Here is a 21,654-nt window from a genome sequence, read left to right on the forward strand (position 1 = left end):
CCGTACCCCGGGACGGCGGCCTGTGGCTCGGGCGGATCCCGTACCCCGCGACGGCGGCCGTGGCTCGGGTGAACCAAGCACCCCGGGACGGCGGCCCGTCGCTCGGGCGGATCCCGTACCCCGGGACGGCCGCCCGTCGCTGGGGCGGATCCCGTACCCCGGGACGGCGGCCCGTCGCTCGGGCGGATCCCGTACCCCGGGACGGCCGCCCGTCGCTCGGGCGGATCCCGTACCCCGGGACGGCCGCCCGTCGCTCGGGCGGATCCCGCAGCCCGGGACGGATGGCCACCCCCTACCCCCCGCTCCCTCGCATGCTCGTCAGCCCAGCGCTTCCAGCAGTTCGCGTTCGCGCTCGCGGCTCAGGCCGGTCCGGCGGGGCCGGGTCAGGCCCTCTTCCCGCTCCCAGTGCAGGGTGTCCGCGAGGAGTTGCTCCCGGGGCCGGTGCCGCAGACCGGCCGCCCGCGCGGCGGTGTCGTCGCGGGCGCTGAAGCCGGCCCAGTCCGGGTCCGCCACCCACTGTGCGAGCGACTCGGGGCCCATGGCCTGGACCACCTTTCGGCCGAGCAGCCAGTCGTCGTCGGCCGCCACCACCGGGCCGGTGTGGCCGCCGGTCTCCCGCGCCAGCGCGATCCACTTCCCGAGCGGCAGGACCGGTCCGACCGCGTTGTAGATGCCGGTCGTTCGCCCCTGCGCACAGTCGAGCAGCCAGGCCGCGAGGTCCCGCACATCGACGAACTGGGTCCCCACGCCCTGGGAGGCCGGCACGAGCAGCGGAGCCTCGGGCTCGCGGGCCGCGCGGGCGACCCAGTACCCCGAGCGGTCCGTGTGGTCGCCGGGGCCGCCGATCAGCCCCGGCCGCACGACGAGGAGCCGGTCGTCCACCGCGGCCGCCGATGCCTCCTCGCAGGCCACCTTGGCCTCCCCGAACAGCGTGTGGTCGACCTCGTCCAACTCGGTCGCCGGAAGCAGTTCCGCCGACTCGTCCGCGTCGAGCCGTCCGTGCGAGGCGTACGCGCTGACCGACGACACGTACGTCCAGTGGGCCGCCCGCCCGCCGAGCGCCGCGAGTGCGGCCCGGACGAAGCCGGGTTGCGACGACAGCTCGACCACCGCGTCCCAGTCCCGCCCCCTCAGGCCCTCGTACGCCGCCGGGTCGCGCCGGTCCGCGACGACCAGCTCCGCGCCCTCGGCCACCCTTCCGCTCTCGCCGCGGGCCAGGCAGGTCACCCGGTGCCCGCGAGCCAGCGCCTGCCGCGAGAACTCGCGGCCCACCCATGCCGTTCCGCCCAATACCAAGATCTCCATCGGCCCACCCAAACACGGACCGCGGGGGTGTGCGGCCTTGCTTAGCCGTGGGCAGAGCGGCACCCGCCCACGCGTTGCCCGCCGGCCTCCGCGGGCGCCGCACCGGTGCGCGGACCTGTTCCTGTCCGGGGACCCGCTCGCCACCCGGCACGGGGCGGCGGCGGGCGGGATCTGAGCGGTCGGGCGGGGTCTGAGCGGTCGGGCGGTCTTCGGCGCGGAGGCCGAGCAGCCGTCGCCGTGCCGTGGCGGCCGTCAACCCGATGCGGGACATCACGAGGCATCGCGGGCGCCCGCGCATGACCCACCGGCGGCCATGTACTAGAGTTATCTCGACATCGAGATATCTACCGGGGCGCACCGCAGCCGACGCTCGGTAAGGTCTACCTAACTTAGCCTTACCTCAGCGGATCGACAACATGTCGTGGCGGCAGGATTGTGGTGGAACGCGCACACTTATGAAGGAGACTGTCGTGTCGGCGAACAGCTTCGACGCCCGCACCACGCTGAGCGTGGGCGACGAGTCGTACGAGATCTTCAAGCTGGACAAGGTCGAGGGCTCCGCGCGCCTCCCTTACAGCCTGAAGGTTCTCCTGGAGAACCTGCTCCGCACCGAGGACGGCGCGAACATCACCGCCGACCACATCCGGTCGCTCGGCAACTGGGACTCCCAGGCCCAGCCCAGCGAGGAGATCCAGTTCACGCCGGCCCGCGTGATCATGCAGGACTTCACCGGCGTGCCCTGCGTCGTGGACCTCGCCACCATGCGTGAGGCCGTCAAGGAGCTCGGCGGCGACCCGGCGAAGGTCAACCCGCTGTCCCCGGCCGAGCTGGTCATCGACCACTCCGTCATCGCCGACAAGTTCGGCACCAAGGACGCGTTCGCCCAGAACGTCGAGCTGGAGTACGGCCGCAACAAGGAGCGCTACCAGTTCCTGCGCTGGGGCCAGACCGCCTTCGACGACTTCAAGGTCGTCCCGCCGGGCACCGGCATCGTCCACCAGGTCAACATCGAGCACCTGGCCCGTACGGTCATGGTCCGGGGCGGCCAGGCCTACCCGGACACCCTGGTCGGCACCGACTCGCACACCACCATGGTCAACGGCCTCGGCGTGCTCGGCTGGGGCGTCGGCGGCATCGAGGCCGAGGCCGCGATGCTGGGCCAGCCGGTCTCGATGCTCATCCCGCGCGTCGTCGGCTTCAAGCTGACCGGCGAGCTGAACCCGGGCACCACCGCCACCGACCTCGTGCTCACGATCACCGAGATGCTGCGCAAGCACGGCGTCGTCGGCAAGTTCGTCGAGTTCTACGGCGAGGGTGTGGCGGCGACCAGCCTCGCCAACCGCGCCACCATCGGCAACATGTCCCCGGAGTTCGGCTCCACCGCCGCGATCTTCCCGATCGACGACGAGACGCTGAAGTACCTGCGCCTGACCGGCCGCGACGCCCAGCAGGTCGCGCTCGTCGAGGCGTACGCCAAGGAGCAGGGCCTCTGGCTCGACCCGGCCGCCGAGCCCGACTTCTCCGAGAAGCTGGAGCTCGACCTCTCCACGGTCGTCCCCTCCATCGCCGGCCCGAAGCGCCCGCAGGACCGCATCGTGCTCGCCAACGCCTCCCGGCAGTTCGCGCTCGACGTGCGCAACTACGTCGAGGACGACGACGAGGCGGGCAAGGAGTCCTTCCCGGCCTCCGACGCCCCGGCGTCCACCAACGGCGTGCCGACCCGGCCCACCCCGGTCACCCTCGCCGACGGCACCACCTTCGAGATCGACCACGGCGCCGTCACCGTCGCCGCGATCACCTCGTGCACCAACACCTCGAACCCGTACGTGATGGTCGCCGCGGCGCTCGTCGCGAAGAAGGCCGTGGACAAGGGCCTGACCCGCAAGCCGTGGGTCAAGACCACCCTCGCCCCGGGCTCGAAGGTCGTCACCGACTACTTCGACAAGGCCGGCCTCACCCCGTACCTCGACAAGATGGGCTTCAACCTCGTCGGGTACGGCTGCACCACCTGCATCGGCAACTCCGGTCCGCTGGACGAGGAGATCTCGAAGGCGATCAACGAGCACGACCTCGCGGTCACCTCGGTGCTCTCCGGCAACCGCAACTTCGAGGGCCGGATCAACCCCGACGTCAAGATGAACTACCTGGCGTCCCCGCCGCTGGTCGTCGCGTACGCCATCGCCGGTTCGATGAAGGTCGACATCACCACCGAGGCGATCGGCACCGACACCGAGGGCAACCCGGTCTTCCTCAAGGACATCTGGCCCACCGAGGCCGAGGTCAACGACGTCGTGGCCAACGCCATCGGCGAGGACATGTTCAACAAGTCCTACCAGGACGTCTTCGCGGGTGACGCGCAGTGGCAGTCGCTGCCGATCCCGACCGGCAACACCTTCGAGTGGGACGCCGAGTCCACCTACGTCCGCAAGCCCCCCTACTTCGAGGGCATGACGATGGAGACCACCCCGGTCTCCGACATCGAGGGCGCCCGCGTCCTGGCGAAGCTGGGCGATTCGGTCACCACCGACCACATCTCCCCGGCCGGCGCGATCAAGGCCGACACCCCGGCCGGCAAGTACCTCACGGAGCACGGCGTCGAGCGTCGCGACTTCAACTCCTACGGCTCGCGCCGTGGCAACCACGAGGTCATGATCCGCGGCACCTTCGCCAACATCCGTCTGCGCAACCAGATCGCGGAGGGCACCGAGGGCGGCTTCACGCGCGACTTCACGCAGGCCGACGCCCCGGTCTCGTTCATCTACGACGCCTCGCAGAACTACCAGGCCGCCGGCATCCCGCTGGTCATCCTGGCCGGCAAGGAGTACGGCTCGGGCTCGTCCCGCGACTGGGCCGCCAAGGGCACCGCGCTGCTCGGCGTCAAGGCCGTCATCGCCGAGTCGTACGAGCGCATCCACCGCTCGAACCTCATCGGCATGGGCGTCCTGCCGCTCCAGTTCCCGGAGGGCGCCACCGCCGCCTCGCTCGGCCTCACCGGCGAGGAGACCTTCTCCTTCACCGGCGTGACCGTCCTGAACGACGGCAGCACCCCGCGCACCGTCAAGGTCACCACCGACACCGGCGTCGAGTTCGACGCGGTCGTGCGCATCGACACCCCCGGCGAGGCGGACTACTACCGCAACGGCGGCATCATGCAGTACGTGCTGCGCAGCCTGATCCGCAACTAGGCGGCACCGGCACCAGGAACGACGGCAGGGCCGCACCTCCCTCACGGAGGTGCGGCCCTGCCGCTTGTGTGCTCGCGTGCCCGAGTGTCAGGACGTCATCAGGCGGTAGATGTCGTAGCCGTAGCCGATCTGCACCCGCGCCTGGTACGGGGCCGCCGCGTTGCCGGTGCCCCTGTACAGCCAGAGGTTGCCGTTGGGCTCGCGGGCGATGAGGTCGGTCTTCCCGTCCAGGTCCACGTCGCCGCTGGAGACCAGCGTGTCGAACATGTTCCAGCCCGCACCGATCCTGGTCCGGGGGGCGAAGGGCGCGTTGTAGTTGCCGGTGCCCTTGTAGAACCACAGCACGCCGGCCGTGTCGCGGGCCACGATGTCGGCCTTGCCGTCGCCGTCCAGGTCGCCCTTGCCGGCCAGTTGCGTATACGCGTCCCAGCCGGCGCCCACCTTGATGCGGCTGGTGACGGTGCCGTCGCCGTAGCCGAGGTACAGCCACAGGACGCCCGTCGCGTCGCGCGCGATGATGTCGTAGCCCTGGGCGCCGCCGAGGTTGCCGGGGGAGAGCACCTTGTCGTAGATGTTCCAGCCGCCGCCGATCGGCTTGTCGGTGTTGGCGTCGGGCCAGAAGTGCAGGTCCCCGGCGGGGCTCCACTGCCATTCCCCGTCGATGTACCCGTCCGCGTCGTTGTCGACGTACGCGTCGTTGGACAGGTTCGCGAGAGTGCCCTCGACCGCCTCGCGCGGGGTCAGGCCGCCGGTGCCGTTCGGGCCGTACAGCCAGCCCTGGTTGGCGTTGTCCACCCCGAGCAGGGGGAAGACCGGGTTCGCGGCATTGGTGGGAGTGGCGGCGGCCTTCGCGGCGGAGTTCCGGGCCGTCGGCACGTGCTTCGTGGTCGGGGGCAGGTGGCCCCAGGTCCCGGTGTCGGCCGAGGCCGCGCCGGCGCTCACGGCGACGAGGGCGCAGGCGATGGCCGCCACGGCGCAGCGGGACAACGATGTGCCGCTCTTACGGCAGTTGAATCTGGCCACGTATCGCTCCTGATGTCGGTGACAGTGGCGCGGGCGGGATGTCGGAGGACTGACGAGACGTCCAGCATCCCGCCGCGATAGTTCCACCGCATCTTTACATGTCAACTTGTTTGGTATGGGCGGAAGATGGGATTTTCCCCTCCCTCCAACGAGTGGACTTTCGCCGCGAGGAGGCGGCGCCGCGACCACGAACGACGGCAGGGCCGCACCCCCCTTCCGGGGAGTGCGGCCCTGCCGCTCGCGTGCCCGTGTGTCAGGACGTCATCAGGCGGTAGGCGTCGTAGCCGTAGCCGATCTTGACGCGCGACTGGTACGGGGCGGCCGCGTTGCCGGTGCCCTTGTACAGCCAGAGGTTGCCGTTCGGCTCGCGGGCGATGAGGTCGGTCTTCCCGTCCAGGTCCACGTCGCCGGTGGAGACCAGCGTGTTGTACGCGTTCCAGCCGGAGCCGATCCTGGTGCGCCCCGCGAAGGGTGCGCTGTAGCTGCCGGTGCCCTTGTAGAACCACAGCACGCCGGCCTTGTCGCGGGCCACGATGTCGGCCTTGCCGTCACCGTCCAGGTCGCCCTTGCCCGCGATCTGGGTGTACGCGTCCCAGCCGGCGCCGACCTTGATGCGGCTGGCCACGGTGCCGTTGCCGTAGCCGAGGTACAGCCACAGGACACCCGCCTTGTCGCGCGCGATGATGTCGTAGCCCTGGGCGCCGGCGAGGTTGCCGGGGGAGAACACCTTGTCGTAGATGTTCCAGCCGCCGCCGATCGGCTTGCCGGTGTCGGGGGTGGACTCGCTGAAGTAGCGCATGTCCCCGGCGCCGTTCCACTGCCACTCGCCGTCGATCTCGCCGTCGGCGTTGTCGTCGACGAACGTGTCGTTGGCGAGGTACGGGAAGGAGGCGACGAACGAGCGCGCACTCAGACCGCCGGTGCCGTTCGGGCCGTAGACCCAGCCGGCGTTCGCGTTGTCGACGGCGAACAGCGCGAAGATCGGGTTCGCGGCGTTGCCGGGCGTTGCCGCGGGGGCCGCTGCGGCGAAGTTCCTCGCCTTGGGGGCGTGCTTCGGTGCCGCGGGCGTGTGGCCCGGGTAGACACCGTCGGCCGAGGCCGCGCCGGCGCTGACGCCGACGAGGGCGGCGGCTATCGCCGCCACGGCGAGGCGGGAGAGCGCCTTGCCGGTCTTACGGCCACTGAAGTTGGCCACGTAGTGCTCCTGTTGTGATGGTGAGGCCACGATCGGGATGCCGGGCGACTCATGAGCCGTCCGGCATCCCGCCGTGATAGTTCCACCGCATCTTTACATGTCAACTCGCATGGAATGCCGCGGAGATGAGCACCGTCGGGTCGATACCGGTCAAAACCGGTCAGGAGAGCAGCTCGACCTCCGCGAGCGTCGCCGTCCCGCTGCCGCTCACCAGCCGGTAGTGCGCGTACGAGCCGGGGGCGCGCAGCGAGAAGACCCGGGTCTGGTGGTCCCAGGTGAACCGCTCGCCGGTGCGCCGGTCGACGTCCTTCCACGTCGTGCCGTCGGTCGAGGCCTGGAGCGTCCAGGACGTCGGCGCCTTGGCGCGGTCCGCCGAGGTGAGCGTGTACTGGAGCGCCCGCGTCGGGGCCGCCACCGGCAGCTCCAGCGAGGTCAACTCACCCGATGTGGCCGAGGAGTTGTCGAACAGCGGGCCGGAGCCGGTGATCGCGTCGCTCGGGGGAGCGGGCACCTTGCCGTCCTTGGTGATGGAGACCGGCGCCGCGTTCTTGGCCGTGCCCCACGACGAGGGCTTGGAGCCCATGGCGAAGTCGAGCGTGCCGCCCCGCGCCAGCAGGTCGTGCGGCAGGGCCGTGGAGTTCCACGCCTTCCCATTGACCTTCAGGGACTGGACGTACACGTTGGACGCGCTGTTCTTCGGCGCCTTCACGACCAGGTCGCGGCCGTTCTCCAGATGGATGGTCGCCCTGGTGAACAGGGGCGAGCCGATCGCGTACTCGCCGCTGCCCATCACCAGCGGGTAGAAGCCGAGCGCCGAGAACACGTACCAGGCCGACTGCTCGCCGTTGTCCTCGTCGCCGTGGTAGCCCTGCCCGATCTCACTGCCGTTGTAGAGGCGCCGCAGCACCTCGCGGATCTTCTCCTGTGCCTTGTAGGGCCGGCCGGCCGCGTCGTACATGTACGTGACGTGGTGCGCGACCTGGTTGGAGTGCCCGTACTGGCCCATCCGCACGTCCCGTGCCTCGGTCATCTCGTGGATGACGCTGCCGTACGAGCCGGCGAAGTCGGGCGAGGCCGTCTCCGGCGTCGAGAAGTAGCTGTCCAGCTTCTGGGCGAGCCCCGCCTGGCCGCCGTACAGGTTGGCCAGGCCCCGCGAGTCCTGCGGGGCGGTGAAGGCGTAGCCCCAGCCGTTGGTCTCGGTGAAGTCGTAGCCCCAGACGCGCGGGTCGAACTTGGCGCTGTCCACGCGCCATTGGCCGTTCGCGTCCTTGCCCTGGAAGAACCCGGCCTTGGAGTCGAAGAGCTTCACGTAGTTCTGGGCGCGGCCCATGAAGTACGCGGACTCCTCCCGGTAGCGGGGCTTCTTCGTCTTCTCGTACAGCGCCTGGCCCATCTTCGCCAGGCCGTAGTCGTTGACGTACCCCTCCATCGACCAGGACAGGCCCTCGGGGGTGGAGGTGGGGGTGTAGCCGAGGAAGGGGGAGGTGGTCATGCCCTTGCGGCCCACTCCGGAGGAGGGCGGGGCGACCGTGGCGTTCTTCAGGGCTGCCTCGTAGGCGGCCTCGGCGTCGAACTTCACGCCCTTCACATAGGCGTCCGCGAAGGCCACGTCCGAGCTGGTGCCGGTCATCAGGTCCGCGTAGCCGGGCGAGGACCAGCGTGAGATCCAGCCGCCGTCCTTGTACTGCTGCACGAAGCCGTCGATCATCTCGCCGGCCTTCTTCGGGGTGAACAGCGAGTAGGCCGGCCAGGTCGTGCGATAGGTGTCCCAGAAGCCGTTGTTGACGTAGACCGTGCCGTCGACGACCTTCGATCCGGTGCGCGTCGGGGTGTCCTCGCCGGCCTTCGGCGCGAACGGGCTGGCGTACTGGTTCTTGGAACCGACCTTCTCGAAGCCGGAGTTGGGGTACAGGTACAGCCGGTAGAGCGAGGAGTACAGGGTGGTCAGCTGGTCCTGGGAGGCGCCCTCGACCTCGATGCGTCCCATGATCTTGTCCCAGGCTCCCCGGGCCCGGTCCTTGACGGCGTCGAAGCCGGTCCGCGCGGGGATCTCCGCGGCCAGGTTCGCCTTCGCCTGGTCCACGCTGATGAGGGAGGTCGCCAGGCGCAGCGTGACGGTGCGGTCCTTGCCGGGCTCGAACCGCGCGTAGCCGGTGACGTCGGCGCCGCCACCGCCGGGCAGCTTGCCGCTCGCGGTCACCGCCGTGTCGAAGACGCCGTACACGAAGAGCCGTCCGGCGCCCGCGGAGAGACCGCTCTTGACGTCCGAGAAGCCGGTGAAGGAACGCGTCCCCGGATCCAGGGTGAGGCCGCCCTGGTTGGTCACGTTGTCGAGGATCAGGCTCGCGTCGTCACCGGGATAGGTGAACCGCATCATCGCCGCGTGGTCGGTCGGCGTGATCTCCGTCTTCAGGCCGTTCTCGAAGGTGACGCCGTAGTAGTACGGCTTCGCGGTCTCGTTCTCGTGCCGGAAGGGCAGCGCGCGGGCGGTGCGCGATGCGTCCGGGGTGCCGGCCGCCGCCGAGGGCATGACCTGGAAGGTCTGCCGGTCGCCCATCCAGGGGCTCGGCTCGTGGCTGGCGCTGAAGGCCTGGAGCGTGGGCAGGTTGTCGGCGTTGTTGCGCCGCGCGTAGTCGTACAGCCAGTCCTGCGAACCGGCGTTGGTGACCGGGGTCCAGAAGTTGAACCCGTTGGGGACGGCCGTCGCGGGGAAGTTGTTGCCGCGCGAGAAGGAGCCGCTGGAATTGGTGCCGCGGGTGGTCTGCGCGTAGTCCGACAGATGCGCGAGGGGCTTGGCGGGCTTCTTCGGCGCGATGCTGAGGTCGTCGATCCAGCCCTGGAACTTGGCCGGGCCCCTGGGGGAGTCGTAGGCGACCAGGATCCGGTCCACGCGCCTGCCGGCGGCGACCGTGCCGATCACCGAGGAGACCTGGTTCCACTGGTTGACGTAGAGCGTCTTGGCGGCGCCCTGGCCCTGCGGGCTGAGCACCCCGCCGTGCGAGTCGAGCGCCTTCAGGTCACTCAGATAGGTGCCGTCGGTGAAGGCGAGGTCCACGGACACGTTGGTGGCCGGGTAGCTGAGGTCGGTCTCCGCCATCGACGGGAAGACCTTGTAGTCCAGTTCGGTGTCCCGGGTGACCGGCAGGTCGACGTCGAAGACCTTGTTGTAGGAGTAGGCCCGCCCGTCCGCCTTGTGCGTACCGGCGTAGCGAAGCGCCCGCTTCCCGGTGAAGCCCGCGTTCGCCTTGGCGGTGGGGGAGCCGCCCGGTCCGCGGTCCGGCGCGGTGAGCATGTCGGGGGCGGCCGGGGTGGCGGTGTCGCCGTTGGAGAACTGGATGTCGCCGAGCTGGGTGATGGGGGCGCCGCCGTTGGCGGTGATCTCCAGGCGGTAGTGCGCGTAGGCCGTGGTGTTGGCGAAGTCGTACGTCCTGGTCTGGAAGCGGTCCTTGAAGCTCTCGCCGGAGCGGCTGTCCAGGGTCTTCCAGTCCTTGCCGTCCGTCGAGCCCTTCAGGGTCCAGTCCCTGGGGTCGCGTTCGGGGGCGTCGTTGGCCGACGTCAACGCGTAGGTGAGGGTCTTCACCGGTTCGGACAGGTCGAATTCGAGCCAAGCCGTGGGCTGGAAGGCCAGCCATTTCGTGCTGGGCTGGCCGTCGACGAGGTTCTCCTTCACCTCGCCGCCGTCGGTGTTCTCGGCGCTGGCCCGGACATCGGTGACCTTGTCGGTCACATTGCCCGGTATCCCACTGGTGAACGCGCCGTCGACCCCGGAGGCCCGCTTGGTCCCCGTGCGGTCCGTATCTACGGTATTGGTCCAGTCCGGCTGGGGCTGACCGGTTTCGAACGAGGTGCTGAACCGGCCGCCGGACAACGGGGGTTGGGCCGTCGCGGACGGCGCTCCGACGGCGGAGGGGGCCGTCACTACGAGCAGGAACGAGGCGGCGGCCAGGGCGGCCGCCGGCGCTCGTCGGTACCGGGATCTGGGCAGCATGCGGGCCCTTTCCTTCGGCGCCCGCCGGGTTCGGTCGGCGGATGCGAGGTGGACAACGTTGTCAGAGCGGAAACGCAGGATCCAGTAGCGCGGCAAGTGCCGGTTGGTGTCAAGGGCGTTGGGAAGGAATGGATGGCCGGAATCGACGGGGCAATGCGGACGTCAAGGTGTGTAATGCGCGTCAAAAGCAACAGCCTGATCCACATTGGTACGTACCAAGAGATATATCCGCGAGGTCTCAACTCGGGAAAGACTGTCGGCCAACCGTGCTTTCGATCTTGCTCAGTTGACGGGAAGTGGACTATACCTGTCGGCGTCCGGGCAACCCGCTGAACGCGGGCGGGGGGAACGCGTGCGGGCCGGTCGGCCCGGGACCGGGCAGCCTCCGCGATGGATGTACGAGATCACTCACGCTTCAACTGTTCGCGGGCGCCGGCGGATTCCGCTGCACCGCATGAGTCCTGGAGAAGGCGAGGACTTGAGCATGGGATCCGAGATCAACCGCCGTGACGCACTCAAGCGGGCCATGGCAATCGGCCTGTTCGCGGTGCCGGCGACGTCACTGCTGAGCGCATGTGCCAGTTCCGACAGCGGTGACACCAGCAAGAAGCCGAGCTCGCAGGGCACCAAGTCGGCGGACAATCCGCTGGGTGTCAACAAGGGCACGGCTCTTGAGGCGTTCGTCTTCAAGGGCGGCTTCGGTGACGACTACATCAAGTCCGCCGAGGCCGACTACAACGCCAAGTACGGCATCACCATCAAGCACACCGGCACGCAGGCCATCGGCCCGAAGCTCCAGCCGCGGTTCGCCAGCAGCACCCCGCCGGACTTCATGGACAACTCCGGCGCCGACAACCTCGACACCGCGGCCCTCGCCAAGACCGGCAAGCTCCAGGACCTCACCCCCCTCCTGGACGCGCCGACCATCGACGACCCCTCGAAGAAGGTGCGCGACGTCCTGATCGCCGGCACCGTCGAGCAGGGCCAGTTCGGATCCAAGGAGATGTACGCGTTCAACTACGCGTTCACCGTCTACGGCACCTTCTATTCCAACAAGCTGTTCAAGGACAAGGGCTGGACCTACCCCCAGACCTTCTCGGACATGCTGGCGCTCTGCAAGAAGATCAAGGCCGCGGGCATCGCCCCGTTCACGTACCCGGGCAAGTACCCGTACTACGTGCACTTCGACCTGCTGCACCAGATCGGCAAGGTCGGCGGCAAGGAAGCGCTCAACGCGATCGACAACCTCGACGACGGCGCCTTCAAGACCGACGCGGTCAAGGAAGTCATCTCGTACTACGAGGAGCTGGCCGGCCAGGGCTACTTCCTCCAGGGCTCCGAGGGCATGACCCACATCCAGATGCAGACCGCCTGGACGCAGGGCCGCGCCGCGATGGTGGCCGACGGCTCCTGGGTGGAGAACGAGGCCGCGCCCACCATGCCGAAGGACTTCGACCTCGCGGTCGGCTCCCTCATCGGCTCCGGCCCGAACGACAAGCTGCCCTTCGGCGCCCTGTACGCGGCCGCGGGCGAGCCGTTCATCGTGGCCAAGGACGGCAAGAACCCCACCGGTGGCATGGAACTGCTGCGCATCATGCTCAGCAAGAAGCAGACCACCAACTTCACCAACGCCATCAAGTCGCTGACCTGTGTCCAGGGCGCCGCCGACGGCCTCTCCCTGACGCCGGGCCTGACCTCGGCGAACGCCGCGTTGAAGGCGGCGGGGCCCAACGTCCTCAACTCCCGGCTCCAGGACTGGTACAAGAAGCTCAACAACGAAACCATCGGCAACCTGACCCTGGATCTGCTCACCGGCAAGATCAAGGCCGCCGAGTGGATCGACAAGGCCCAGAAGGCCTCGGACGACACCAAGAAGGACTCCTCCGTCCCGAAGTTCAAGCACCTCTGACGAGGTCGCTTACCACTACTGGCTGAGACGAGAGCGACCGGCGACATGCGACACGGCAAGTACCGGTTCATCATCGGATTCCTGGCAATTCCCCTGGCGCTGTACGGGGTCCTCGTGATCTCGCCCTTCCTCCAGGACTTCCAGATTTCGCTGACGAGCTGGAGCGGACTGACCCCCGAGAAAAACTTCATCGGGCTGGACAACTATCAGAAGCTGATGCACAACGACCTCTTCTGGAAGGCGTTGTGGCACAACGTCCTTCTGCTGCTCTTCGTGCCGGTCGTCACGCTCGGTTTCGGTCTCTTCTTCGCCTTCATGCTGAATGTCGGCGGCCGCCGCAGAGGTTCTGCGGGGGTCGCCGGCGTGCGGGGCTCCGGCCTCTACAAGGTGATCTTCTTCTTCCCGCAGGTCCTCTCGATCACGATCATCGCGATCCTGTGGCAGCAGATCTACAACCCCGACCCCGAGAACGGGATGCTCAACTCCCTGCTCTCCAGCGTCGGTCTGAGCTCGCTCCAGCAGTCCTGGCTCGGCGACTCCAGCATCGCGCTGATCTGCATCATGGTCGTGATGGTGTGGGCCAACGTCGGCTTCTACGTCGTCCTGTTCTCCGCCGGAATGGCCTCCATCCCGGGCGAGATCTACGAGGCCGCCCTCCTGGACGGCGCCTCCCGGGTCAAGACGTTCTTCCGGATCACCCTGCCGCTGCTGCGGGACACCGTCGCCACCGCCTGGGTCTACATGGGCATCATCGCGATGGACGCGTTCATCTACGTACAGCTGATGTCGGTGAACGTCGGCGGCCCCGACGAATCCACCGACGTGGTCCCGCTGCTCCTCTACAAGACGGCGTTCCGGGACAACAGCCAGTACGGAATGGCCGCCGCCATGGGTGTCGCGATGCTGATCGTGACCCTGGTGTTCGCCATTCTCAGCATGCGGCTCTCGCGCCGCGAGCGGATCGAATTCTAGGGGTGGCGCGATGACGACCGAAACCATGCAGGTGGACGGCGAGAAGGCCGCCGTACCGCCCACCGCCAGCGCAGCCCGCTGGAAGTGGCGCAGCAGCGAGGGAGGCGTGCTCAACGCCTTTTCCCACGTGTTCCTCCTGGTCTGGGCGCTCATGGTGGGCGTGCCCCTGCTGTGGGCGCTGTGGAGCTCGTTCAAAACCTCCGGCGAGATCCTCACCCACCCCTGGTCGCTGCCCACGGACTTCCACTTCGACAACTGGTCGCGGGCCTGGAGCAAGGCCAACATCGGGCAGTACTTCCTCAACACGGCCTTCGTGGTGGGCCTTTCGACCTTCGGCACGATGCTGCTCGGCTCGATGGCGGCCTATGTGCTGGCCCGCTTCGAGTTCCCCGGCAACCGGTTCATCTACTTCCTGTTCGTCGGCGGCATGGCGTTCCCCGTGGTGATGGTGCTCGTCCCGCTGTTCTTCGTGACCAAGAACCTGGGCATCCTGAACACGCTGCCCGGCCTCGTCCTCATCTACATCGCGTACTCGCTGCCGTTCACGGTCTTCTTCATGACGGCGTTCTTCCGGACGCTGCCGACCACCGTCGCCGAGGCCGCGCTGATCGACGGGGCCTCGCACACCCGGACGTTCTTCCAGATCATGCTGCCGATGGCCAAGCCCGGCATCATCAGCATCGGCATCTTCAACATCCTCGGCCAGTGGAACCAGTACCTGCTGCCCCTGGTGCTCAACCAGGGCGACACCAAGAACTGGGTGCTCACCCAGGGCCTCGCCGACCTCGCCGTGCAGCAGGGCTACCAGGGCGACTGGGGCGCGCTCTTCGCGGGTCTGTCGATCGCGATGCTGCCCGTGCTCGCCGTGTACATCGTCTTCCAGAAGCAGGTCCAGGCGGGCCTGACCGCGGGAGCGCTCAAGTAGCCGCCCCCTCGCAGCCGCCTTCTTCCCCCGACCGCCCGCGGGCCCCGTGCCCGCGGGCGGTCGTGCGTTCCCCGATCGGTACCGCGTCTGCTCAGGTCTTGACGGGAGACCACCCTGAAGGCTGAGCTTAGGGTTCACATGTTGGAGAAAAGACGGGGCCTCATTGCTGCGGCTCCGTGCGGGGGCGGCCGTCGCGCCGCCCGCCTACGGTGGGAGTGGATGAGTCGATGGAGACTCCGGGGTCGCAGACGTCTTTGCACCGGGCCAACCTTGAGCGGGTCGTACGGGCCGTGCGCATGGCGGGCTCGCTCACCCAGGCCGAGATCGCCAGAACGACGGGCCTGTCCGCGGCCACCGTCTCCAACATCGTGCGCGAGCTGAAGGACGGCGGGACCGTCGAGGTCACCCCCACCTCGGCCGGCGGCCGACGGGCCCGCAGCGTCTCGCTCAGCGGCTCGGCCGGCATCGTCATCGGCGTCGATTTCGGCCATACGCACCTGCGGGTCGCGGTCGGCAACCTGGCCCACCAGGTGCTGGCCGAGGAGTCCGAGCCGCTCGACGTCGACGCCTCGTCGGCGCAGGGCTTCGGCCGGGCGGAAGAGCTGGTCAACCGGCTGATCGCGGCCACCGGCATCGGCCAGGACAAGGTCATCGGGGTGGGCCTTGGCGTCCCCGGGCCCATCGACGTCGAGTCGGGCACGCTCGGCTCCACCTCGATCCTGCCGGGCTGGACCGGCATCAACCCCAGCGAGGAGCTCGCCGGACGCCTGGGCGTGCCGGTGTACGTCGACAACGACGCCAACCTGGGCGCGCTCGGCGAGCTGGTCTGGGGCGCCGGGCGGGGGGTGCGCGACCTGGCGTACATCAAGGTCGCCAGCGGTGTGGGCGCAGGCCTGGTGATCGACGGGCAGATCTACCGGGGGCCCGGCGGCACCGCGGGGGAGATCGGGCACATCACCCTGGACGAGTCGGGGCCGGTGTGCCGCTGCGGCAACCGCGGCTGCCTGGAGACGTTCACCGCGGCCCGCTATGTGCTCCCCTTGCTGCAATCCAGCCACGGGGCAGACTTGACCATGGAGCGTGTGGTGCGGATGGCCCGCGAGGGCGACCCGGGCTGCCGCCGGGTGATCGCCGACGTAGGACGCCACATCGGCAGCGGCGTCGCCAACCTGTGCAACCTCCTCAACCCCAGCCGGGTGGTCCTCGGGGGCGATCTGGCGGAGGCCGGGGAGCTGGTTCTGGGTCCCATCAGGGACTCCGTGTCGCGGTATGCGATCCCCAGCGCCGCGCGGCAGTTGTCGGTCCTTCCGGGGGCCCTGGGAGGACGTGCCGAAGTGCTCGGCGCGCTGGCCCTCGTCCTGAGCGAAATGGGGGATTCGACCCTGTTGGACAGTGCACTCCCCGCCTCGGCGCCTGCCTTCACTTAGATAACGGATGGCACCGTTGTCATCTCGTTAAGGATTTACTCCTTGACGGTGGGCTTAACGCCGAGTTGACTTCCAGCCACCTCGGCCGCAACGTCGCGGCCTCGTCAGGGAGGTTTCTGAAGTGAACACGAACATGCGTCGTGCCGCTGTAGCCGTTGCCGCCACCGCGATGGCCGTCACACTCGCCGCCTGTGGCAGCGCCAAGGAGTCGGGCGGCGGCACCAAGTCGTCCGACAGCGCCAAGAAGGGCGACGACCTCAAGATCGGTCTGCTGCTCCCCGAGAACCAGACCGCGCGCTACGAGAAGTTCGACAAGCCGCTCATCGAGGCCAAGGTCAAGGAACTGACCAACGGCAAGGGCCAGATCGTCTACGCGAACGCCAAGCAGGACGCGACGACGCAGAACCAGCAGGCCGACACGATGATCACCAACAAGGTGGACGCGCTCATCGTGGACTCGGTCGACTCCAAGGCCATCGCGGCCTCGGTCAAGAAGGCCAAGCAGGCCGGCATCCCGGTCGTCGCCTTCGACCGCCTCGCCGAGGGCCCCATCGACTCCTACGTGTCCTTCGACAACGAGGAAGTCGGCCATGTGCAGGGCAAGGCCCTCCTTGAGGCCCTGGGCGACAAGGCCAAGTCCGGCGACATCGTCATGATGAACGGCGCCGTCACCGACCCGAATGCCGCGCTCTTCAAGAAGGGCGCCCACGCCGAGCTCGACGGCAAGGTGAACATCGGGAAGGAGTACGACACCAAGGAGTGGAAGCCCGAGAACGCCAACGCCAACATGGAGGGCGCGCTCTCCGCCCTGGGCAAGGACAAGGTCATCGGCGTCTACTCCGCCAACGACGGCATGGCGGGCGGCATCATCACCGCCCTCAAGGCGGCCGGCCTCTCCAAGCTCCCGCCGGTCACCGGCCAGGACGCCGAACTCGCGGGCGTGCAGCGCATCCTCGCGGGCGAGCAGTACATGAGCGTCTACAAGTCCTACCCGCAGGAGGACGCGATCGCCGCCGAGATGGCGGTCAAGCTCGCCAAGGGCCAGGACCTCGGCTCGCTCGCCCCGAAGAAGCTGGACTCGCCGACCACCCAGGGCGTGCCGTCCAACATCGTCCCGGTCGTCTCGCTGACCAAGGCGAACATCAACGACACCGTGATCAAGGACAAGATCTACACCGTCGCCGAGATCTGCACCGCCAACTACAAGGCCGCCTGCGACGCGGCCGGCGTCAAGTAGCTCACCCCGCCAAGTCCCTTGCCACCCAAGGGACTTGAGCCCCCCGAAACCCTCCGGCGCCCCGCGCCCGCTCAGCCCCCGCCGCGGCGGGGGCGCCGGACGGAACGTTTCGGCTCTCGCAGTTCTCTTCTGCTCGACCTCCGCGCCCCCACCCCTTCGGGCGCGGCATCCCCGCCGGTCAGGCGGCGAAGGAGATGGTTCACGTGTCCGCTACGCCCGTGTTGGCGTTGCGCGGGGTCTCCAAGCGGTTCGGTGCCGTTCAGGCGCTCACCGACGTAGAGCTTGAGGTCCACGCCGGTGAAGTGGTCGCCCTGGTGGGCGACAACGGCGCCGGAAAGTCCACGCTGGTCAAGACGATCGCCGGCGTGCACCCCATCGATGACGGCGTCATCGAGTGGGAGGGCAAGGCCGTCCAGATCGGCAAGCCGAACGACGCCCAGACCCTGGGCATCGCGACGGTCTACCAGGACCTCGCGCTGTGCGACAACATCGATGTCGTCGGCAACCTCTACCTCGGACGCGAGCTGAAGAAGCGCGGCGTCCTCGACGAGGTCGAGATGGAGCGCCGCTCGCGCGAACTGCTCACCACGCTGTCGATCCGCATCCCGAGCGTGCGCATCCCGATCGCCTCGCTCTCCGGCGGCCAGCGCCAGACCGTGGCCATCGCCCGCTCGATGCTCGGCGAGCCCAAGCTGGTCATCCTCGACGAGCCGACCGCGGCGCTCGGCGTCGAGCAGACCGCCCAGGTCCTCGACCTGGTGGAGCGGCTGCGCCAGCGCGGCCACGCGGTCGTCCTCATCAGCCACAACATGGCCGATGTGAAGGCCGTCGCCGACAAGGTCGCGGTGCTCCGGCTCGGCCGGAACAACGGTGTCTTCGACGTGAAGACCACCTCGCAGGAAGAGATCATCTCCGCCATCACCGGGGCCACGGACAACGCCGTGACCCGCCGTGCGGCGCGCAACGCGGAGGTTCAGAAGTGAGCACCGACAAGACCTCCTCGCCCGACCTCGGCAAGCCGGCCACCGCCCCGGTCGACGCGCCGCCCGCCGCGGACGCCGCCTCCGCCGCGGTCGACCCGCGCCTGCTCGTGCGCGAGCAGGGCTTCGCCGGCTACCTCGGCGAGCTCAAGCGCAAGGTGCGGGCCGGTGAGCTGGGCGCGCTGCCCGTCATCGTCGGCCTGATCATCATCTGCATCGTCTTCCAGAGCCTCAACTCGAACTTCCTCACCGCGGGCAACCTGTCCGACATCTCGGTGGCGATGGTCGGCACCGGCATGATCGCGGTCGGCATCGTCTTCGTGCTGCTGCTCGGCGAGATCGACCTGTCGGTCGGCTCGGTCAGCGGTGTGGCGGGCGCGTCCTTCGCGGTGCTCAGCGTGCTGCACGGCACGCCCGAGTGGCTGGCGCTGATCCTGGCCGTCCTCACGGGCACGGTCGCCGGGGCCATCCACGGTTTCATCTTCGCGCGCATCGGCGTCCCCGCCTTCGCCGTCACGCTGGCCGGTCTGCTGTTCTGGAACGGCTTCATGCTGAAGATCCTGGGCGACAACGGCACGATCAACACCAGCGGCTCCGGCGTCTTCTACAACCTGTCGAACTACTTCTTCAGCGATGTCGCGGTCGCCTACGGAGCGGCCCTGGTGGCCGTCGCCGTGTACTTCCTGTCCGCGTTCTTCGACAGCCGCCGCCGCGAGGCCGCGGGCGTCCCGTCGCGGCCGCTCAGCGAGATCGTGCTGCGCACGGTGCTGCTCGCCGTGGTGGCCTTCGCGGTGGCCTACATGTTCAACCAGAACAAGGGCCTGCCGCTCGCCGTGGTGATCTTCCTCGCGGTGCTGATCCTCACGGACTTCGTGCTCCGCCGCACCTCGTACGGCCGCATGATCTTCGCGCTCGGCGGCAGCGTCGAGGCCTCGCGCCGGGCCGGCATCAACATCGTGATGGTCCGCACCTCGGTCTACGCCATCTCCGGCACCTTCGCCGCCGTCGGCGGTCTCTTCCTCGCCTCCAAGATCAGCGCGGCCAACCAGGGCGCGGGCAGCGGTGACCTCCTGATGAACGCCATCGCGGCGGCCGTCATCGGCGGCACCAGCCTCTTCGGCGGCCGCGGCCGCACCTGGAACGCGCTCCTGGGTGTGCTGGTGATCACCTCGATCCAGTACGGCCTCGCCCTCGAAGGCGTCGCCGCCGCGATCCAGCAGATGATCACCGGCGGCGTGCTGTTGATCACCGTGATCATCGACGCCGTCACCCGCAAGACCCAGAAGTCCGCGGGCCGCGCCTGACCTGCCCGCTTCCCGACGTGCCCGGTGCCCACGAGGCGCCGGGCACGTGCGTGTGTGCGAGGGCCCGTCAGCCACCCGGGTGACACACAACGCACCGCCCCGGGCCCGCGGCCACGGGCGGAACATTAGACTCAACAGATCGGCATGCTCGACCAGCACGGATGCAAGGAGGCACGGGTGCCGCTGCTTACCCGTATCAGGGGACCGCGCGATCTTGACCGGCTCAGCCCGGAGCAGCTCGACCAGCTGGCGGCAGAGATCCGGACCTTCCTGGTGGACGCGGTCTCCAAGACCGGCGGACACCTCGGTCCGAACCTCGGCGTGGTGGAACTGACCATCGCGCTGCACCGCGTTTTCGAATCGCCCCGGGACCGGGTCCTGTGGGACACCGGACACCAGAGCTACGTCCACAAGCTGCTCACCGGGCGGCAGGACTTCTCCAAGCTGAAGATGAAGGGCGGTCTGTCCGGCTACCCGGCACGCGCCGAGTCGGACCACGACGTCATCGAGAACAGCCACGCCTCGACCGTCCTCGGCTGGGCCGACGGCCTCGCCAAGGCGAACGAGGTGCTGAAGAAGGACGACCACGTGGTGGCCGTCATCGGCGACGGCGCCCTCACCGGCGGCATGGCCTGGGAGGCGCTGAACAACATCGCCGCCGCCAAGGACCGTCCCCTGGTGATCGTCGTCAACGACAACGAGCGCTCCTACGCGCCGACCATCGGCGGCCTCGCCAACCACCTGGCCACCCTGCGCACCACCGACGGCTACGAGCGCTTCCTGGCCAAGGGCAAGGACCTCCTGGAGCGCACCCCGGTCGTCGGCAAGCCGCTGTACGAGACCCTGCACGGCGCCAAGAAGGGCCTGAAGGACTTCATCGCCCCGCAGGGCATGTTCGAGGACCTGGGCCTCAAGTACGTCGGCCCCATCGACGGCCATGACATCGACGCCCTGGAGTCGGCCCTCCAGCGCGCCAAGCGCTTCGGCGGTCCGGTCATCGTGCACTGCCTCACCGAGAAGGGCCGCGGCTACCAGCCGGCGCTCGCGGACGAGGCCGACCGCTTCCACGCGGTCGGCAAGATCCACCCCGACACCGGCCTGCCGGTGTCGACCTCCGGTCTCGACTGGACCTCGGTGTTCGGCGAGGAGATGGTCAAGCTCGGCAAGGAGCGCGAGGACATCGTCGCGATCACCGCGGCCATGCTCCAGCCGGTCGGCCTCGACAAGTTCGCCAAGGCCTTCCCCGAGCGCGTCTACGACGTGGGCATCGCCGAGCAGCACGCCGCGGTCTCCGCCGCGGGCCTGGCCACCGGCGGCCTGCACCCCGTCTTCGCGGTGTACGCCACCTTCCTCAACCGCGCCTTCGACCAGGTCCTGATGGACGTGGCCCTGCACAAGTGCGGGGTGACCTTCGTGCTCGACCGGGCCGGCGTCACCGGCACCGACGGCGCCTCCCACAACGGCATGTGGGACATGTCGATCCTCCAGGTCGTGCCGGGCCTCCGGATCGCCGCCCCGCGCGACGCCGACCAGGTCCGCGCCCAGCTGCGCGAGGCCGTCGAGGTCGAGGACGCCCCGACCGTGGTGCGCTTCTCCAAGGGCGCGGTCGGCCCCGCCGTCCAGGCGGTCGGCCGCATCGGCGGCATGGACGTGCTGCGCGAGCCCGCCGCCGGTGCCGTCCGCCCGGACGTGCTCCTGGTCTCCGTCGGCGCGCTCGCGCCGATGTGCCTGGAGATCGCCGACCTGCTCGACGCCCAGGGCATCTCGACGACCGTGGTCGACCCGCGCTGGGTCAAGCCGGTCGACGAGGCGCTCGCACCGCTCGCCGAGAAGCACCGCGTCGTGGTCACCGTCGAGGACAACAGCCGCGTGGGCGGCGTCGGTTCGGCCGTCAGCCAGGCGCTGCGCGACGCGGGCGTGGACGTCCCGCTGCGCGACTTCGGCATCCCGCCGCGCTTCCTCGACCACGCCTCGCGCGGCGAGGTCATGACCGAGATCGGTCTGACCGCGCCGGACATCGCACGTCAGGTCACCGGTCTGGTCTCCAAGCTGGACGGCCGCTACGAAGAGAGCCGCGCCGCGGTGGAGCCCGCCCGCGACTGATCATGTGACGACGGGTCGAAGGGCCGGACCGATCTGCCTGTACGGGTGATTGGTCCGGCCCGTTCGCGTGAAAAACGCGCTCAGCCCGGTACCCGTACCTC

The 21,654-nt window shown here is 68.8% G+C and carries 13 protein-coding genes; 9 read left to right on the plus strand and 4 right to left on the minus strand.

Annotation, left to right across the window (positions count from 1 at the left end; all coding sequences use genetic code 11):
- Nucleotides 1–318 precede the first annotated feature (318 nt).
- Nucleotides 319–1,305, minus strand: a complete 987-nt coding sequence (locus CG740_RS17260) for an NAD-dependent epimerase/dehydratase family protein (RefSeq protein WP_100576024.1) — start codon at nucleotides 1,303–1,305, stop codon at nucleotides 319–321.
- A 455-nt stretch (nucleotides 1,306–1,760) separates the two neighbouring features.
- Here CG740_RS17260 and acnA point away from each other — a divergent pair, with 455 nt between their 5' ends.
- On the plus strand, nucleotides 1,761–4,490 hold the full coding sequence (gene acnA, locus CG740_RS17265; RefSeq protein ID WP_100576025.1) for an aconitate hydratase AcnA: 2,730 nt from the start codon (nucleotides 1,761–1,763) through the stop codon (nucleotides 4,488–4,490).
- 87 nt (nucleotides 4,491–4,577) lie between these two features.
- Here the strand turns inward: acnA and CG740_RS17270 are convergent, their stop codons facing one another.
- The 3 genes from CG740_RS17270 to CG740_RS17280 form a co-directional block, all read right to left on the minus strand.
- On the minus strand, nucleotides 4,578–5,513 hold the full coding sequence (locus CG740_RS17270) for an FG-GAP repeat domain-containing protein (protein WP_100576026.1): 936 nt from the start codon (nucleotides 5,511–5,513) through the stop codon (nucleotides 4,578–4,580).
- A gap of 253 nt (nucleotides 5,514–5,766) precedes the next feature.
- On the minus strand, nucleotides 5,767–6,708 hold the full coding sequence (locus tag CG740_RS17275) for an FG-GAP repeat domain-containing protein (RefSeq protein WP_100576027.1): 942 nt from the start codon (nucleotides 6,706–6,708) through the stop codon (nucleotides 5,767–5,769).
- A gap of 160 nt (nucleotides 6,709–6,868) precedes the next feature.
- Nucleotides 6,869–10,696 (minus strand): GH92 family glycosyl hydrolase, encoded by a 3,828-nt coding sequence (locus CG740_RS17280; protein ID WP_100576028.1) that lies wholly within the window; start codon nucleotides 10,694–10,696, stop codon nucleotides 6,869–6,871.
- 484 nt (nucleotides 10,697–11,180) lie between these two features.
- Here CG740_RS17280 and ngcE point away from each other — a divergent pair, with 484 nt between their 5' ends.
- The 8 genes from ngcE (at nucleotide 11,181) to dxs (ending at nucleotide 21,553) form a co-directional block, all read left to right on the plus strand.
- Nucleotides 11,181–12,605 (plus strand): N-acetylglucosamine/diacetylchitobiose ABC transporter substrate-binding protein, encoded by a 1,425-nt coding sequence (ngcE, locus tag CG740_RS17285; RefSeq protein WP_100576029.1) that lies wholly within the window; start codon nucleotides 11,181–11,183, stop codon nucleotides 12,603–12,605.
- A 45-nt stretch (nucleotides 12,606–12,650) separates the two neighbouring features.
- A complete protein-coding gene (locus CG740_RS17290; RefSeq protein ID WP_100576030.1) occupies nucleotides 12,651–13,577 on the plus strand; it encodes a carbohydrate ABC transporter permease in 927 nt (308 codons plus the stop codon).
- A gap of 10 nt (nucleotides 13,578–13,587) precedes the next feature.
- Nucleotides 13,588–14,502 (plus strand): carbohydrate ABC transporter permease, encoded by a 915-nt coding sequence (locus tag CG740_RS17295; protein ID WP_100576031.1) that lies wholly within the window; start codon nucleotides 13,588–13,590, stop codon nucleotides 14,500–14,502.
- Nucleotides 14,503–14,729: 227 nt separating this feature from the next.
- The gene (locus CG740_RS17300) at nucleotides 14,730–15,929 is read left to right on the plus strand and encodes an ROK family transcriptional regulator (RefSeq protein WP_100576032.1); all 1,200 of its coding nucleotides are present in this window, start codon (nucleotides 14,730–14,732) and stop codon (nucleotides 15,927–15,929) included.
- Nucleotides 15,930–16,062: 133 nt separating this feature from the next.
- Nucleotides 16,063–17,166, plus strand: coding sequence for a substrate-binding domain-containing protein (locus tag CG740_RS17305; protein WP_199846488.1), 1,104 nt, complete (start codon nucleotides 16,063–16,065; stop codon nucleotides 17,164–17,166).
- Between the two features lie 194 nt (nucleotides 17,167–17,360).
- Entirely contained in the window at nucleotides 17,361–18,149 is a 789-nt protein-coding gene (locus tag CG740_RS17310) for an ATP-binding cassette domain-containing protein (RefSeq protein WP_100576034.1), read from the plus strand.
- Nucleotides 18,146–19,450, plus strand: coding sequence for a sugar ABC transporter permease (locus CG740_RS17315; protein ID WP_100576035.1), 1,305 nt, complete (start codon nucleotides 18,146–18,148; stop codon nucleotides 19,448–19,450). The genes CG740_RS17310 and CG740_RS17315 overlap by 4 nt, the downstream gene beginning before the upstream one ends.
- A gap of 177 nt (nucleotides 19,451–19,627) precedes the next feature.
- The gene (gene dxs, locus CG740_RS17320; RefSeq protein WP_100576092.1) at nucleotides 19,628–21,553 is read left to right on the plus strand and encodes a 1-deoxy-D-xylulose-5-phosphate synthase; all 1,926 of its coding nucleotides are present in this window, start codon (nucleotides 19,628–19,630) and stop codon (nucleotides 21,551–21,553) included.
- The last annotated feature ends 101 nt before the right edge of the window (nucleotides 21,554–21,654 follow it).

The sequence above is a fragment of the Streptomyces sp. CB01201 genome, from assembly GCF_002803085.1.
Lineage (GTDB): Bacteria > Actinomycetota > Actinomycetes > Streptomycetales > Streptomycetaceae > Streptomyces > Streptomyces hundungensis.

Excerpts from the sequence above, each read along its gene's own strand:
- CG740_RS17260 (WP_100576024.1), bottom strand. The coding sequence starts at position 1,305 with ATGGAGATCTTGGTATTGGGCGGAACGGCATGGGTGGGCCGCGAGTTC.
- acnA (WP_100576025.1), top strand. The coding sequence starts at position 1,761 with ATGAAGGAGACTGTCGTGTCGGCGAACAGCTTCGACGCCCGCACCACG.
- CG740_RS17280 (WP_100576028.1), bottom strand. The coding sequence starts at position 10,696 with ATGCTGCCCAGATCCCGGTACCGACGAGCGCCGGCGGCCGCCCTGGCC.
- ngcE (WP_100576029.1), top strand. The coding sequence starts at position 11,181 with ATGGGATCCGAGATCAACCGCCGTGACGCACTCAAGCGGGCCATGGCA.
- CG740_RS17290 (WP_100576030.1), top strand. The coding sequence starts at position 12,651 with ATGCGACACGGCAAGTACCGGTTCATCATCGGATTCCTGGCAATTCCC.
- CG740_RS17295 (WP_100576031.1), top strand. The coding sequence starts at position 13,588 with ATGACGACCGAAACCATGCAGGTGGACGGCGAGAAGGCCGCCGTACCG.
- CG740_RS17300 (WP_100576032.1), top strand. The coding sequence starts at position 14,730 with ATGGAGACTCCGGGGTCGCAGACGTCTTTGCACCGGGCCAACCTTGAG.
- CG740_RS17305 (WP_199846488.1), top strand. The coding sequence starts at position 16,063 with ATGCGTCGTGCCGCTGTAGCCGTTGCCGCCACCGCGATGGCCGTCACA.
- CG740_RS17310 (WP_100576034.1), top strand. The coding sequence starts at position 17,361 with ATGGTTCACGTGTCCGCTACGCCCGTGTTGGCGTTGCGCGGGGTCTCC.